The organism is Streptomyces sp. NPDC046716, from assembly GCF_040645755.1.
In the GTDB taxonomy this organism is placed as follows: Bacteria; Actinomycetota; Actinomycetes; order Streptomycetales; family Streptomycetaceae; genus Streptomyces.
Window position 1 is genome coordinate 53,831 of record NZ_JBEYYU010000031.1, and the last position, 14,813, is coordinate 68,643.

The following is a 14,813-nucleotide window of genomic DNA, read 5'->3' on the forward strand; positions in this document are numbered from 1 at the left end:
CTTTACGCGCACGGGCGGTCGGGAAGATCGGCGCTACGGATCTTGACGACCGCCGGCCGGGCCAGCGGCTCGACAACAGCCACGTCGCGCCCCTCAGTGCTTCTCAGCAAAAATGGGTGCCCGAGGTAGGTGTTCATCACCAGATCCCTGCCGGGCTGGATAGTCCCGTAGTCCTGCAACTGACCCTCCCAGTCCACCCAGTTCAATTTCACCGGGACCTCGGTTTGATTAATGAACCGAACTACGGTCTGCCGTGTTCCGTATTGCGAACGCAGCCGCCGCCAATCCACACCACGCGCAAGGGTGATGTTCGGAAGAGAGGTCGAGGTTGCTGGCACCAGATACCTCACAGCCGCCGTGAAGCCCGCCTGCGCCACGATTCCGAGGCTCAGCAGACACAGATCCATCAAGCTCGCATCAAGAACTAATCCAGCCGCAACAGAAAGAGCAATGACAACGATCAGGACAACCACCGGGCACACGCGGACGGCCGTGCCCCACCTATGAGCATCGCGCCGCTCGGCCTCGCCTGCCGACTCCCTGAATCTCGATATGTAGCCATCAGCCTTGGGTATCAGCAGAGCGTTAACGAATCCGGCAAACGCGATAATTCCCCATAATGACGCGAGTACTGATTCCACTTGATCTCCTGCCAGCGGTCGTTGGGACTGGCTCCGGCCTCATCCGATGGGCTGTCGATCGACGCACTCGTACGCGGCCGTGTCCAGATTGGGCATGTTGCCTCTTGTCGCCGTCCAGGACCGAGCCACGGCTTTGAGGCAATGCTGCCCGCCCACACACACTGGCTACTCATGCCCTAACTCGCCATACAGGAGCACGTTTTAGTAGACGTCAAGCTCCATGTCGAAGGTGTTCTGCGCCCGGTCCAGAGCCTCATCGGGGTCGCGGCCGTGGCAGCGGAGCCAGTGAAGAAGGTCGGCGATGGCTCTGATCGCCTCCTGTTCCGCAAGGGCGACGCTGATCAACGATGACTTCTGGGATCGAAGCAGCGCCTCCGCTCGCGTTACCCACACACCTCCACCATGGCCAAGGGGCGACGTGAGCGTCGTTGCGATCTCACACCAGGTGATCTTGCGATCGGCTCGAAGCAAAACTCCCCAGCGGTCGGCCGCTTCGCCCACAAGGGCCAACCCGCGACCAGACTCCGCGTCATCCGTGGCACTTCGCAGGGTCGGCAGAGCACGCACGTCGGGGTCGTGGACCTCCATGCGCACGAACGTGCCACTCATGGAGACCGCCAAGGTAGCTGGAGTGCCCTCACCGACATGCGTGATGACGTTGGCAACGAGTTCGCTCACGCAGACCTGAGCCGCCGCGACGGCTTCGTGCAACCCCCACGCCTTCAAGTGAAAGGCCATCACGCGCCGCAACTCTGCTACCTCCTTCGCTTCAGCCAGAAAGTCCAAGTCCCACGACTTGCGCATCATGCACGCCTCTTGGATCAAGATCCGTCCCTCTCGATGCGTTCGGAATGAAGCCCCTCGCTGCGATCAGCCGAGCGTTACCACTCGTCACCACGAGTAGCCATCACAGGAAGGATGCAGTCAGCATGTCCCGACATGCAACGTGCACAAGGAGATTCCCCCGTGCGGGTGATTGGCGAGACACAGCTCTTCCTGTGGGATGGAACTTCCGCTACTGGAGCAGGAGTTGAAGATGTCTGGTTCCCCTACCGCGCGTCGCCGCCGATTGGCAATCGAGTTGAAGAAGCTCCGCGAGGAGAGCGGCTTCACCTGCGTACAGGTCGGCAAAGAGCTGGACTGGAGCAGCTCCAAGGTCAATCGGATGGAGACCGGCCGCGGGCGGGTTCAGCCCTCGGACGTCGATGCCCTATGCCGCTTCTACAGAACACCAGACGAGCTCCGCGACCTCCTCAAGGCACTAGCCAAAGAGTCCAAGACCAAGGGGTGGTGGCACGCTCACGGCGATGCGATCCCCTCCTGGTTCTCCGTTTACGTAGGCCTCGAGCAAGCGGCGTCCAACTTGCGTACCTACCAGGCCGAGTTCATCCCAGGACTGCTGCAAACCGCCGAGTACGCCGCCGAGCAGAGCCGAGCATGGGTCGACCACACCTGCGAGGACATCCAGCGGATGGTCGACGTCCGCATGCGCCGCCAAGAGCTACTCACCGACGACAGCGCACCTGACCTGTGGGCTGTCGTTCATGAGAGCGCGCTGCAGCATGTAGTGGGCGGCCGCCAGAGCATGAGGCTTCAGCTCGAACGTATGCTGGAAATCGCCAAGTTGAAGAACGTGACGGTCCAGGTTCTCCCCTTCGACGCTGGGGCCTACCCCACCACAGGCTCGTACACGATCCTCGGCTTCCCGGAACAGGAGGACCCTGACATGGTCTACAGAGAGGGACTGACCGACTCGGTCTACCTCGAAGAGCCCAAAGACGTGGCCCTCTACACGAAGGCCTTCGATCACCTCAGGGCTTTGGCGCTCAGCCCGCAGCGCTCAGCCCTGCTGATCACCAGACTCCTGGAGGAGCATTCCTGATGATGCCGTCGTCGAGCATCCAGTGGCGCAAGAGCAGCTACAGCAACGGCATGGGGGGCGAGTGCCTGGAAGTAGCTGCACTCGCGGGAGGCATCGCGGTGCGTGACTCCAAAGTCGCCTTGGGCCCGCACCTCAAGTTGGGCACGGCCGCGTGGCAGGGCTTCATACGGGTTCTGACGTCAAGCGAAGAAGAGGCCCCTAGCTGACCGGCTGCCGTGGATCGCGCATGACCTCGCCGGCCCGCTGAAGGAAGGCGCTGTACGCCTCAGTCATCTGGTCTCGGCTTCGATCAAAACTGGACCAGCCGCTGCTCAGGTTTACGGAACTCGCATCAGCAGCTCGCATAAAATCCTGCACGGACGCCATTGCCGCGCTGGTGAGCTCGTAGGCCTTGAGGTTAGTTTCGCTTGGCCCCCAAAGTGCCAATTGACTCGTTTTCGAACGTACTTCGAGAGTGCACTGGCGAAGTTCATGCCCCGTGGCTTCATCGATTCCGCTGCCGCCTCGCACTTGTGGCGCGATGCGGACGAAAAGCTCATCGAGAGCCACATAGGCCGCGAGCAGAGCCGCAAAGGCCTGGTGCCGCTGGCTGCGCACCCACTGCCAGTGCTCTGCCGCCGCCTGGCCATGCACCTGCGTCAGTGCGGCATCAACTGCCTTACGGCCACCGGCTTCCGCTGCACGCTTGGCGTACACCCCGGCTATGCCAGCCCCCATGACTGCAGCCGCGAAGGCGACGACTGCCGCGATGACCGTACTCGTAGCCTCACTCATCGCAGCATCCTCGCTCGGACGAGCCTCCGCCACAATGGCTTCTGGATCATCTTTCTCAACTTCCAGCACTCTGTGAGCTCTGAACCCATTAGCCTCTGATCATGACGACGGCCACTACCGGGTTCACGCCTGGCGAGATCCTCACACGTCCGCAAATCCATCCCGTGCTTGGAGGAAGCGGCTACGCAGGAATATGCCCTGCGATAGAGAAGCGGAACGTTCTTATATTCTCCGACAGCAAGATAGGAAGGCGCTACGGGTATCGGGACGGATGGCTTTCCGAGAATGACGACCTGGGCCCAATATTCACCTACACGGGAGCAGGGAAGAACGGTGACCAGACCTTAAGAGGCGGAAACGCATCGATCCTGGAGCACGCAAATAAGGGACGCACTCTGCACGTGTTCATCGCCGTAGGGAAAGTCCCCAAGAGTGATATGCGCACGCATAAGTACATAGGGGCCTTCAAGCTTGACGAGCGTAGGCCCTACGACATTCGAGAGGCCAAAGATGAACGGGAGGAAGATCGCAACGTCATCGTATTTCGCTTGCGTCCTACCGGCCCGTACGTCCAAGACGCTTCCGACACTCTGCCGCGGGCAACCGAGCCCCAACTCCGATTTCAGCGAACTGCAGGACGCCTCGCTCGGGCGTACCGGCGCCAGAGACGCCAGCACCAGCCACAAACCGATGCTGCCCTGATAGCGGCGAGCAGTGATGACTTGGCAGAGGCCTTCGAAGAACACGAGACTGCCGCTGGAATGACCCTGGGGCAGATGGAGTTGTCCCTGCGGAACTCGGCAGATCGCATCTCCTTCGAGATCTACAACCAGTCGAACCACACGGTATATCGGCCGACGGGCAGCACAGAGACAGATTCAATTACCGCGGCTCTTGCTCAACTACTCCATGCACAGAGCCAATTGAGGCGCATTACCAACCGTCAGCCCCTGCATCTGATGGTGCTGACACCAGCACTCCCCCGCGAGGACCTCCGCAACCTACTCGCGGAAAACGGGATTGGCATCGTTTACCGCAACGCCAGTGGAGGCTTCTCCGAATTCGATGGGGGCAGCACCGCAAGTGAGTATCCTCAAAGTCTTCGCTGCCTGGACTGCCCCGTTCCCGCCTAATTGGCAACTGAAGGTCAGCCCACAAGCCTCCGGCGCCACTCCAGCGGCGTCACAGTGATCACCTGTCCAGGGTCGCCGTCCCACTCCGTCGCCAGCCCCTGGCCCTTCAGCGCATCCACGACCTCCCGGCCGATCGACGCGGTCGTCTCCGGGGAGTCGTCGAAGCCGCCGTACTGGAGTGCCAGGCCGCGACCGGCCGCGGCCATGTCGGTGGACTGGGTGTGGAAGTAGACGAAGCCTCGGGCCTCCGGGACGCCATCGGCCCGGATTTCCGAGTCACCGCACGAGCGGCAGCACGTGAAGTTCTCGCGGGCTGTGACGCCTGTCGCCTCCAGGGCGGTGAAGGCGCGGGCAATCAGGTCCGGGGCGGTTTCCTCGGGGCCCCATGCGGCCTGTTCTTCCACTCGGTCCAGCCACATGCGGTCGGCCAGGGCCTCGGCCTGCTTGCGTGAGACCGGGCGGACGTCGCCCGACACCAAGTAGTCCTCCGCCACTTCCGCCAGCTCGGCGCGCGTCGCGTACCCGGCCACGAGCACCTCGCGGATCCGGTCCTCCAGCAGGCGGCGATCCTCGTCACCGAGGTCCAGAGCGGGGGCGGGATCGATCGGGCCGAAGTCCAGTCGCTCCCACTCGAAGCCCTCGCTCCAGTCGGGCGCGCGGCGGGCCCAGGCGGTCATGGCCGCGATCACCGGTTCCGGGGCGTCGAGCATCGTCTGGAAGTGGCGGTCGGCGGCGCCGTCCCGGTACTCAAGCGTGAAGTCGGGGCCCGTCGCCGCGTGCCACACCTGAATGAACTCGTCCGGCTTGTCAGGTATGGGCTGGACCACCAGGAACTTGTCGCCCGCGCCACCGATCCGGCGGACCAGCGCGGCGAGTTCCTCGGCGGTCGGCCTGACGTGCCGCCGGCCGTCCTCTGTCTTCACTGTGATCGCGAGCATGCCGGTCACTTTCGCACGGGCCACTGACAGTGGAGCCTGCAACTCCGTTTACGTGGCAGTGAGTTGCAGGCTTAGGCAGAGATTGCCCGTTTCGGGGCACCTGTGTCACTCTCCGTCTACACAACTTCACACCACGACATAGGCGACCCCCGCGAGGCGGCAACCTCCGGGGGTCCGGCACAGGAGACAACACCTCCCATGCAAGTTCATCGTATCCGTCGGCATGAGCGGGACTTCACCGTCATCGCCAACAAAGCCATCCGCGATCCGCGGCTCTCCCATACCGCTCGCGGCATCCTCGTCTACGTTCTGTCGCTGCCCAGCGGCGCTCAGGTCAACGTCCGCACCCTCAGCGACGGGTTCCCTCAAGGGCGGCTTGCCGTGTCCAAGGCCGTCAAGGAGCTGCGGGAGCTGGGGTATTGGGTGACCCGGACCGAGCGGGACGCACGTAGCAAGCGGATCTTGTCCAGCGTCGATGTCTACGAGCTTCCCGAGCGCGGTGCTTCTCCGGCTGCCAGCCAGCCGGTTCCCGGGCGGGTGGGAACCGGGGCGTCGGGAGCGAAATCCCCTGGCGGGGAGGACTACTACGACAAGGACGGGAGGAAGGACCCTCCCCTCCCTCCCGCCGAGGCCGCCGAGCCCGTCGAGACCGCCGAGCCCGTCGAGATCGGGGAGCCCGCAGAGAGCGAAGTCGGGGCCGAGCCTGACAGCAGCCGCGACCCCCGTGCCGCCGAAAGCGCCGGGATCCTGTGGCGGCTCGGCGCTGTGGACGCGCGGCTGCGGTTGTCCGAGCGGAGTGTGCGGGAGCTCGTGCCCGAGGTCTGTGACTGGCTCGATCGAGGGGCCACCGGCGCTCAGGTCATCGACGCCGTCACCGCCGGGCTGCCCGCCAAGGTGTACTCCGCCGCCAAGCTGGTCGCCGATCGGCTCACACGGAAGCGGCCCGCCCGGAAGCGGGCCTGGCGAGAAGTCTTCGAGTGTCCCGAGTGCCGTGATCCGTTGCCTTGGGGGCAGGAAGCGGGCAACTGTCGGTCGTGTGAGTTGAGTTCGGCGGGTGGCTGCTCGAACGGCGGCGGCGGGTACGTAGAGGCGCGGCGGCTGTTGCGGGAGCGGGTGCGCTAGGCAGGTCCGGCCGCATGTCTGCCCGAGGGCTTCGGGGCGGCCGTCGCGCGGGTCCACAGGGTGACGAGGGCCGCGCCGAGGAGGGCTCCCGCGCTGTTGAAGATGACGTCGTCCACGTCGACCACCCGGCCTGCCGCCATGAGGAGTTGGGCCAGTTCGATGAGCAGGCTCAGGCCGGCGCACAGGAGGGTGGTGCGGAGGACGGAGGGGTGTCGGGCGGTCGTCGAGGCCAGGATGCCCAGGGGGACGAACATGGCCGCGTTGGCGATCTGGAGGGCCAGGATCATCTGGCGTTCGACTGCGTCCATGAAGAGCTGGTCGGGTCCCCACAGGCCCTCCCCCGGTGTCAGGAACACCGCCATGCCGCCGGAGCCCAGCGGCTGCGTCGGCAGGAGGGTCGCCGCAAGCGTCAGGAGCAGCCAGGCCGAGCCCAGCGTGCCCGCCGTCCAGCGGGCCGGTCCGGGGGCACGGGAGCGCCACAGGGTGAGTACGAGTGCCAGGACCGACGCCGCCACGACGAACAGGGCGGTGCTCAGCGGAGTGACGTAGAGGACTACGCGCCACATACGAGTACGGGCCGTCCGCGCGCCGTCAGCAGGGAAGCCACTTGGAGACGAACTTCCTCCCCCCGTACTCCATCTTCCCTCTGACGCAGTCCTTCTCGCCCATGGTGATGTGCTTCTCGAAGGCCGCGAAGCCGTTCCTCGTCTTCTTCGAGCCGACCCACTTCGACTCGTAGATCCTGCCGTCCCGGATCATCTTGATCTCGTAGCCGAGTTTCACCTTGATCTCGCCGTCGGCGTTCCAGCGGTTGTAACTGATCTTGTACGTGCCGGTTCTCGGGCTCGGGCCGCCGATGCAGAGATGGCCGTTGTCGGTCTCGCCGCATCCGTTGGGAGACGTGTGGGCGGGCGTCGTCGTGGCTCGGTGGTGGTGTGTGCCGGGCGGAGGGGAAGCCGCGAAGGTGGTCGCGGCGAGGAGCAGGGCGGCGGAGGTGGTGATGAGGCGCAGGTTCACGTCTCTGATGATCTCGGTCGAGTGCGGTCGGTCGTCAGTGTTCGGGGGTGGGGCCACCCGACTGGGGGAGATACGGGCCCGGGCGGCAAGCAGAGTCGTCGAAGCGGTTCTCCCGGTGGGGCCGAAGTCGTAGCGTCTTCAAAGGCGGGCCGTGTGTGGGGAGGAGGGCGCTGTGTGGGGCGTCGACCATGTCGTGAGCTTCCGTCGCGAGGTGTCTGCCTTCGAGCGGTGCGTGGCGGGCTGGGAGGGGCGGGACGTTCCGCTCGTGCCGGGATGTCCGGAGTGGTCCGTCGCGGATCTCGTGCTGCATCTCGGGACCGTGCACCGGCAGGTGGCGCGCATCGCCGGGGCGGAGTCGTGCGAGCCGCCCGAGGGGCTCGGGGATCCTGCGGTGCTGCGGCTGCCCGAGGACCGGTGGGGGTGGCCCGAGGCGGGGCGCGGGCCCTTGCTCGGGCGGATGCCGCGCGGGCTGCTCGACTGGTTCCGGGACGGCGCCGACCGGCTGGAGAAGGTGTTCACCGCCCGGGATCCCGGGGAGCCGGCCTGGTCCTGGGCCGCGGGGAGCGGCCCGCCGGAAGGGGGCGCCTTCGGCGGGCGGACGGTCGGGTTCTGGCTGCGGTCGCAGACCGTCGAGGCCGCCGTGCACCGCTGGGACGCCGAGTCCGCCGCCGGGGCGCCCGCGCCCGTGGACACCTGGCTCGCCGCCGATGCCGTCAGTCACGTCTTCGAGGTGCTGGCCCCGGCGCGGCAGGCCTGGGGGCAGACGCCGCCGGGGCGGGGCGAGCGGCTGCGGTTCACGCAGACCGACGGGTTCCGCAGCTGGATCGTGCAGGTCGACGCCGATGACGTGCTGCTCAACCAGGGCAGCGGGTGCTGTCTCGTCGAGCTGGCCGGTTCCGTGTCCGACCTGATGATGCATCTGTGGCAGCGCATTCCTCGTACGGAGTTGGGGGTGCGGGGCGAGGAAGCTCTGCTCGACCGGTACTTTCCGTCGCCCGCGCCCTGGGCGGCCTCCGGCGGCGTCGGGTGTTGTCCGGCTCCCGGCGGGTGGGATTCAACCGGGCTCGGCTGAGCTACGTCAGGTCCAGTAGGGCGGGGCGGGTGAGGCGGGGCACAGTCGCCGACCCGTCGGGATCCTCCCGAGGGGTACGGCGTAACCTCGCAAACGGCGCCAAGCGGCGCCGTTCAGCGCATTGCCGGGCATCCGGTCCGGCACTCCGCCCACCAGGAGATTCCATGGCCCGCACCCTGCCCACCGCCCCGCTCGCCGCCGCCGGTCTCATCGGCGGCTACGCCACCGCCCGCTTCACCAAGAAGCGTCAGCTGGGCGGCGCCGTGCTCGCCGTCGCCGGGGCGGCCGCGGCCACGCAGTGGACCAAGGTGCGGGGGGCCAAGGTCGCCGGGGCGCTCACCGGGGTCTACGTCGCCGCGTTCGCCGGGTCGCATCCGCTGGCCAAGAAGGTCGGGGCCTGGCCTGCCGTGTTCGGGGTCGCCGGGGCCGTCGCCGCCGCGTCGTACGTGGTCGTGGACCGTCGGGCCTGAGCCTCTTCCACGGTCCCGGCGCGGCCCGCCCCGGGTTGTCGTTCGTCCGCGGCTCGGTGGGGGCTGGTCGCGCAGTTCCCCGCGCCCCTGTCGGGGCGGTGGGCGGTTCTCCCGGCGTTCCCCGCGCACCTGTCGGGTCGGCTGACGGCGCGAGCGGGGCCGACCCGGCCCGCGCCAGCGGATCCGCGGGTCGGCCGACACCGGACGAGCACGCGTCCGGTGTCTCGCCGACGCGGTGTGATCAGCCGGCTCAGGGGGCTCAGCGCACGTCGACGCAGTCACCGGTGGCGGTGACCGGCGGCGTGGTGGAAGTGCCCTCGAACTTGTAGCGGTAGCAGCGGTCGGTGGTGGCCTTGCGCGTCTGCTTCTCGACGCCCGCGAGACTGCCGGTGCCGGTGACGTGGCTGCTGGTGGTGGCGTACGAGCCGGTCAGCGAACGCTCCTGGAGGCGGACGGTCTGCTGGGTGTAGCCCGCGTACTTGTGGGTGTCCCAGTTGGCGCGCTCCAGCTTGCCGGTGATCGTGATCGTCTTGCCCTTGGCGATGGGCTCGGGGGCCGCGTTGTTGCTCAGCCGGGACCAGCGCTTGAGGTACCAGGTCTTGGCGTTGTCGGTGTCCACGCTGGATGCGTCGGTGACCGCCCAGAGGGAGATCTTCCAGGCTCCGGCGTCCTCGTTCGTCAGGTCGATCTGGGGATTGATCTTGTAGGTGGCGGTGCAGTCGTACGTGGTCGCGTCGCGCTGAACACAGGGGTCGATGCCCGCGTTGAACTCCTCGGAGGTGACGAACTGCTCCCAGTCGCCGTTGTCGAGATCGGCGCCGCGCCAGAGCGACGCGTTGGTGCCGTACAGCGTCGCCCCGCCGCTGACCGTCCACTTCACGGTGATCGTCTGCGTGTTCGTCGTCCCGACGCGGGCGCTGTTGCCGCCGTCGACGGAGACGCCGGAGACGACGGTGGCGTCGGCAGCCCGCGCGGCGCGGGCCTTGGGCGCGGCGGCCTTCGCGGCCGACGCGTCGGCGGCCGCGGCCCTGTTCCGCTTCAGCGCCTCGGCCGCGCCGGTCTCGTCCGCCGTCGCGGACGGAGTGACGAGCAGGCCGACGGCGAGCCCGGAGGCGGCCAGTGCGCCGACTCCCAGGGTCACCTTCTTGCCGGACGTCAGCTTCTTGCGGGAGTGCTGGGACATGAGGACGCTCCGTTATCGACTCTCGACGGGCGGAGGCAGGTCGCGGGACAGGCGGACCCACATCACGCACGGCCACAGCGACCGCACAGTCTTGATCGGCGATGGAGCGAAAGGGTTGTACGCGCGCGACGGTTGAGGCGGGTGAGGTGCATCACCCGGCGGGGTCTACTTCAGGTGCGCCAGTACGTTCACCACCCGGCCCTGAGGGTCCCGTACGAAGAAGCGGCGGACGCCCCACTCCTCGTCCTGGAGGGGATGGACGATCTCGGCGCCCGCCGCCCGCAGGGCCTCGTACGCCTTGTCGACGTCCTCCACCGAGCCCAGCTCCACGCTCACGTCCGGCACCACCGGGGCCGTCGCGTCGTGGGTGAGGAAGGTGAGCTGGGCCTCGGGGTGGCTCGGGGAGGCCAGGGTCGTGACCCAGCCGAGGTTCATGACCTCCTCGAAGCCGAGGGTGCCGTAGAAGGCGCGATTGGCCTCGGCGGTCTTCTCGCCGGGCTCCACCTGGACGTTCGGGACGGCTCTGCGGATCTGCGTCATGGCGTTCATCGTCCCCGGAACGTGGCCCGGTACGCCCCCGGCGACACCCCGAGCCTGCGCTGGAAGTGCTGGCGCAGCGAGACGTCCGTGCCGAAGCCCGTCTCCGCCGCGACACGGTCCACCGTGTGGTCGGTCTGCTCCAGCAACTCCCGCGCCCGGTCGACGCGTTGGGCGGCCAGCCAGGTCATGGGGGTGACGCCCGTCTCCTCCCGGAAGCGGCGGTTGTAGGTGCGGACCGACAGGCCGTCGCGCGCCGCCAGGTCGGCCAGGGTCAGGGGTTGGGCGAGGTGGTCCAGCGCCCAGGTGCGGGACGCCGATGTCGAGGTCAGGCCCTCCTCCTCGACCGGGCGGCGGATGTACTGGGCCTGGCCGCCCTCCCGGTACGGGGGTACGACGGTGCGGCGGGCGACGTCGGCCGCCACCGCCGCGCCGTGGTCCGCGCGGATCATGTGCAGGCACAGGTCGATGCCGGCCGCCTCACCGGCCGAGGTGAGCACCGGGCCCTCGTCCACGTACAGGACGTCGGCGTCGACCGTGACGGCCGGGAACGTACGGGCGAAGCGCGCCGACGACATCCAGTGCGTCGTCGCCCGGCGGCCGTCCAGCAGACCGGCCGCCGCCAGGACGAACGCACCCGTGCAGATGGAGGCCACCCGGCCCCGTACGGCGCCGACGGCCGCGCTCAGCTCCGGTTCCACGCTGCCCGGCCGCAGACTTTCGTCCGTCTCGTGCGACGCCGGAACCAGGACGGTGTCCGCCGCCGGCACCGTCTCCAGGCCGTGTTCCGCGTAGATCGGGAAGTCGGCGTCCGTACGGATCCTGCCCGGCCGGGGCGCGCACGTACGGACGTCGTAGAGCGGGTCGCCCGTCGACGGGTCGCGGGCCGTGCCGAACAGCTGGTGGACCAGGCCCAGCTCCATGGGCAGGACACCGTCCCTGACCAGGACCGCCACCGTCGTCCGTCGAGCGCGCCGCGTTCCCATGGAGTCGATGCTGTCACCCCGGCGGCGACACCGCCGACAGCGGGCGGGCCACGTCCTCCAGCGACCTGCCCTCCGCCCGGACCGCGAACGCGACCGCCACCAGGCCCGCCAGACACATCAGCCCGGCCCCGATCTGGAAGGCGAGCACCGTGTCGGCGACCTTGCCGCTCTCGGTGAGGTCGGCGAAGAGCAGCGGGCCGCTGATGCCGCCGGCCGCCGTGCCGATCGCGTAGAAGAAGGCGATCGCCATCGCGCGGGTCTCCATCGGGAAGATCTCCGAGACGGTGAGGTACGCGCTGGAGGCGCCCGCCGACGCGAAGAACAGGACCACCGACCAGCAGGCCGTCAGGGTCGTCGCCGTGAGCGAGCCGCGGTCGAAGAGCCAGGCCGTGGCGAAGAGCAGCACCCCGGACAGGAGGTAGGTGGAGGAGATCATGATGCGGCGGCCGAGCGTGTCGAAGAGCCTGCCGAGCAGCAGCGGGCCGATGAAGTTGCCGGCCGCGATCACCGCGAAGTAGTAGCCGGTGGAGCCGGTCGGCACGTCGTAGAAGGTGGTAAGGATCGCGCCGAAGCCGAAGGTGATCGCGTTGTAGAGGAACGCCTGGCCGATGAAGAGGGCGAGGCCGAGGGTGGTGCGGCGCGGGTAGGAGCGGAAGACCGTGCGGGCGATCTCCAGGAAGCCGATGCTCTTGCGCTGGTGGATGGTGATCTCGCCGGCCGGGGGTGGCAGGGATCCGTCGCCGTGTTCCGTACGGATTCTGTCCTCGACCTCCGTGACCAGGGCCTCCGCCTCCTCTCCCCGGCCGTGGATGAACAGCCAGCGGGGGCTCTCGGGGACGTTGCGGCGGACGAGGAGGATGACCAGGCCGAGGACCACGCCGAGGGCGAAGGTGAGGCGCCAGCCGACGTTCTTCGCGAACAGGTCCGTGTCGAGGGCGACGATCGAGAGCAGCGAGCCGCCGATCGCGCCGAGCCAGAAGCTGCCGTTGATGATGAGGTCGACGCGGCCGCGGAACTTCGACGGGATCAGCTCGTCGATCGCCGAGTTGATGGCCGCGTACTCGCCGCCGATGCCGAAGCCCGTGAAGAAGCGGAAGACGAAGAACCACCAGGTGGAGAAGGAGACGGCGGTGAGGGCCGTCGCCGCCAGGTAGACCGCCAGGGTGACGAGGAAGAGCTTCTTGCGGCCGAACCGGTCGGTCAGCCAGCCGAAGAACAGCGCTCCGGCGCAGGCGCCCGCCACGTACAGGGCGGCCGCGATGCCGGTGACCTGCGCGGAGGAGATCGGCAGCCCGCTGCCGGACTCCGACAGGCGGCCCGCGATGTTGCCGACGACCGTGACCTCGAGGCCGTCGAGGATCCAGACCGTGCCGAGGCCGATGACCACCATCCAGTGCCAGCGGGACCAGGGGAGGCGGTCGAGGCGGGCGGGGACGGCCGTGGTGACGGTGGCTCCGCCGGTACCGGAATGGTGCTGACCCAGGGACATGGGGCCCTCCTCGTCGAGGGAATCTGGCCACTCCCGAGTGCCCCGAAAGAGCGCCGCCGCACCAGGGGCACCGCCTCGGGGCTCCGCCCCGGACCCCGCTCCTCAATCGCCGGAGGGGCTTGTTTCGCCTACGCCCCCAGCGCCTTCGACACCGTGTAGATCAACAGGCCCGCCAGCGAACCGACCACCGTGCCGTTGATCCGGATGAACTGGAGGTCGCGGCCGATGTGGGCCTCGATCTTGCGGGAGGTGTGCTCGGCGTCCCAGCCGGCCACCGTGTCGGTGATGAGGGAGGTGATCTCGGCCCGGTACGTCGTCACGACGTACACCGCCGCGCCCTCCACCCAGCCGTCGACCTTCCCCTGCACCTTCGGGTCGGACGCCATCCGCTGCCCGAGCGAGAGCAGCGACGCCCGCACCCGCAGCCGCAGCTCGCTGCGCTCGTCCTCGGCCGCCGCCACGATCATCGAGCGGACCGCCGACCAGGTGGAGGCGATCAGGTCCTGCACCTCGGAGCGGCCGAGCACCTCGGACTTGAGGCGCTCGACGCGGGCACGGGTGTCGGAGTCGGCCTGGAGGTCGCCCGCGAAGTCGCGCAGGAAACGGTCGACGGCGCCGCGCGCCGGGTGCTCGGGCATGTCGCGCATCTCGGTGACGAAGCGGAGGAGTTCCTTGTAGACGCGCTCGCCCACGCGCTTGTCCACGAACCGCGGGGTCCAGCCGGGCGCGCCGCCCTGCACCGCGTCCATCACCGAGTCGGAGTGCAGGACGAGCCAGTCGTGGGCCCGCGTGCACACCAGGTCGACGATCCGCTTGTGGCCGCCGTCCGCGACGACCTTCTCCAGCATCTTGCCGATGCCGGGCGCGATCTCGGCGTTGTCGGCGCGGCGCGTGATGGCCTCGCCGACGACCGCCTGGACGTCGGAGTCGCGCAGCACCGTGAGGGCGCCGCGCAGCGCGGTGGCCAGCTCGGCGGTCACCCGGTCCGCGTTCCTGGGCTCGGCGAGCCAGGCGCCGAGCCGGGATCCGATGCCGACGGAGCGCAGGCGGTCGCGGACGACGTCGCCGGAGAGGAAGTTCTCCCCGACGAACTCGCCGAGGGACACGCCCAGTTGGTCCTTCTTGCGCGGAATGATCGCGGTGTGCGGGATGGGGATGCCGAGAGGGTGGCGGAAGAGGGCCGTGACCGCGAACCAGTCGGCGAGCGCGCCGACCATGCCGGCCTCGGCGGCGGCCGCGACATAGCCCGTCCAGGCGCCCGCGCCGGAGTGCTCCGCCCAGGTCGTCAGGGCGTAGACGACCGCGACGAGGACCAGCAGGCCCGTCGCCGTCGCCTTCATCCGGCGGACACCGCGGCGCTTCTCCTCGTCCGCGGCGGTGAACTCGGTGACGGAGCGGCGGGCGGTACGGGGTTGCGCGGCGGGCCCATGGGCATACTGCCCAGAACCGTCCGCGCCCGCTTCACCCCTTTTGTCCAGATCGCTCATCGACTGCCTGCCCGCCTCACTCGTCGCCCTGACGTCACCCGGACGTCCTGATCATCCCGATCGTCCCGTTCGTCGCCGCTCC

At 68.1% G+C, this 14,813-nt stretch carries 17 protein-coding genes; 6 read left to right on the forward strand and 11 right to left on the reverse strand.

Translation table 11 applies throughout. The features are described from left to right. Positions 1-2: 2 nt before the first annotated feature. Both ABZ930_RS23140 and ABZ930_RS23145 read right to left on the reverse strand, forming a co-directional pair. Complete coding sequence (locus ABZ930_RS23140; RefSeq protein ID WP_361550645.1) at positions 3-641, reverse strand: hypothetical protein; 639 nt, start codon at positions 639-641, stop codon at positions 3-5. Between the two features lie 201 nt (positions 642-842). Beyond that, complete coding sequence (locus ABZ930_RS23145) at positions 843-1,448, reverse strand: ATP-binding protein (RefSeq protein ID WP_361550647.1); 606 nt, start codon at positions 1,446-1,448, stop codon at positions 843-845. 229 nt (positions 1,449-1,677) lie between these two features. Here ABZ930_RS23145 and ABZ930_RS23150 point away from each other — a divergent pair, with 229 nt between their 5' ends. Both ABZ930_RS23150 and ABZ930_RS23155 read left to right on the forward strand, forming a co-directional pair. After that, entirely contained in the window at positions 1,678-2,523 is an 846-nt protein-coding gene (locus ABZ930_RS23150; protein WP_361550649.1) for a helix-turn-helix transcriptional regulator, read from the forward strand. A gap of 2 nt (positions 2,524-2,525) precedes the next feature. Beyond that, a complete protein-coding gene (locus ABZ930_RS23155) occupies positions 2,526-2,729 on the forward strand; it encodes a DUF397 domain-containing protein (RefSeq protein WP_361550786.1) in 204 nt (67 codons plus the stop codon). Here ABZ930_RS23155 and ABZ930_RS23160 read toward each other — a convergent pair. After that, positions 2,722-3,366, reverse strand: coding sequence for a hypothetical protein (locus ABZ930_RS23160; protein ID WP_361550651.1), 645 nt, complete (start codon positions 3,364-3,366; stop codon positions 2,722-2,724). The two genes, ABZ930_RS23155 and ABZ930_RS23160, sit on opposite strands and share 8 nt — an antisense overlap. A gap of 32 nt (positions 3,367-3,398) precedes the next feature. Here ABZ930_RS23160 and ABZ930_RS23165 point away from each other — a divergent pair, with 32 nt between their 5' ends. Next, positions 3,399-4,430: a hypothetical protein gene (locus ABZ930_RS23165; RefSeq protein WP_361550653.1), complete on the forward strand. Its 1,032-nt coding sequence runs from the start codon at positions 3,399-3,401 to the stop codon at positions 4,428-4,430. A gap of 14 nt (positions 4,431-4,444) precedes the next feature. Here ABZ930_RS23165 and ABZ930_RS23170 read toward each other — a convergent pair whose 3' ends face one another. Next, positions 4,445-5,368, reverse strand: coding sequence for a hypothetical protein (locus ABZ930_RS23170; protein ID WP_361550789.1), 924 nt, complete (start codon positions 5,366-5,368; stop codon positions 4,445-4,447). 198 nt (positions 5,369-5,566) lie between these two features. Here ABZ930_RS23170 and ABZ930_RS23175 point away from each other — a divergent pair, with 198 nt between their 5' ends. After that, entirely contained in the window at positions 5,567-6,490 is a 924-nt protein-coding gene (locus tag ABZ930_RS23175; protein WP_361550655.1) for a hypothetical protein, read from the forward strand. Here ABZ930_RS23175 and ABZ930_RS23180 read toward each other — a convergent pair. Together ABZ930_RS23180 and ABZ930_RS23185 are read right to left on the reverse strand one after the other, a co-directional pair. Continuing rightward, on the reverse strand, positions 6,487-7,056 hold the full coding sequence (locus ABZ930_RS23180) for a VanZ family protein (protein WP_361550657.1): 570 nt from the start codon (positions 7,054-7,056) through the stop codon (positions 6,487-6,489). The genes ABZ930_RS23175 and ABZ930_RS23180 overlap by 4 nt on opposite strands. A gap of 25 nt (positions 7,057-7,081) precedes the next feature. Beyond that, positions 7,082-7,507 (reverse strand): hypothetical protein, encoded by a 426-nt coding sequence (locus tag ABZ930_RS23185; RefSeq protein WP_361550659.1) that lies wholly within the window; start codon positions 7,505-7,507, stop codon positions 7,082-7,084. 211 nt (positions 7,508-7,718) lie between these two features. Here ABZ930_RS23185 and ABZ930_RS23190 point away from each other — a divergent pair, with 211 nt between their 5' ends. Together ABZ930_RS23190 and ABZ930_RS23195 are read left to right on the forward strand one after the other, a co-directional pair. Then, complete coding sequence (locus tag ABZ930_RS23190; protein WP_361550662.1) at positions 7,719-8,579, forward strand: maleylpyruvate isomerase family mycothiol-dependent enzyme; 861 nt, start codon at positions 7,719-7,721, stop codon at positions 8,577-8,579. 164 nt (positions 8,580-8,743) lie between these two features. Beyond that, a complete protein-coding gene (locus ABZ930_RS23195) occupies positions 8,744-9,049 on the forward strand; it encodes a hypothetical protein (RefSeq protein ID WP_361550665.1) in 306 nt (101 codons plus the stop codon). Between the two features lie 259 nt (positions 9,050-9,308). On the opposite strand, the gene ABZ930_RS23200 is transcribed toward ABZ930_RS23195, so the two are convergent. The 5 genes from ABZ930_RS23200 to ABZ930_RS23220 form a co-directional block, all read right to left on the reverse strand. After that, on the reverse strand, positions 9,309-10,232 hold the full coding sequence (locus tag ABZ930_RS23200; RefSeq protein WP_361550668.1) for a calcium-binding protein: 924 nt from the start codon (positions 10,230-10,232) through the stop codon (positions 9,309-9,311). A gap of 165 nt (positions 10,233-10,397) precedes the next feature. Further along, the gene (locus tag ABZ930_RS23205; RefSeq protein WP_361550671.1) at positions 10,398-10,772 is read right to left on the reverse strand and encodes a VOC family protein; all 375 of its coding nucleotides are present in this window, start codon (positions 10,770-10,772) and stop codon (positions 10,398-10,400) included. A gap of 5 nt (positions 10,773-10,777) precedes the next feature. Further along, positions 10,778-11,755, reverse strand: coding sequence for a helix-turn-helix domain-containing protein (locus ABZ930_RS23210; RefSeq protein ID WP_361550674.1), 978 nt, complete (start codon positions 11,753-11,755; stop codon positions 10,778-10,780). A 13-nt stretch (positions 11,756-11,768) separates the two neighbouring features. Next, positions 11,769-13,244: an MFS transporter gene (locus ABZ930_RS23215; protein ID WP_361550677.1), complete on the reverse strand. Its 1,476-nt coding sequence runs from the start codon at positions 13,242-13,244 to the stop codon at positions 11,769-11,771. Between the two features lie 128 nt (positions 13,245-13,372). Continuing rightward, complete coding sequence (locus tag ABZ930_RS23220) at positions 13,373-14,731, reverse strand: DUF445 domain-containing protein (RefSeq protein WP_361550680.1); 1,359 nt, start codon at positions 14,729-14,731, stop codon at positions 13,373-13,375. Positions 14,732-14,813 lie beyond the last annotated feature (82 nt).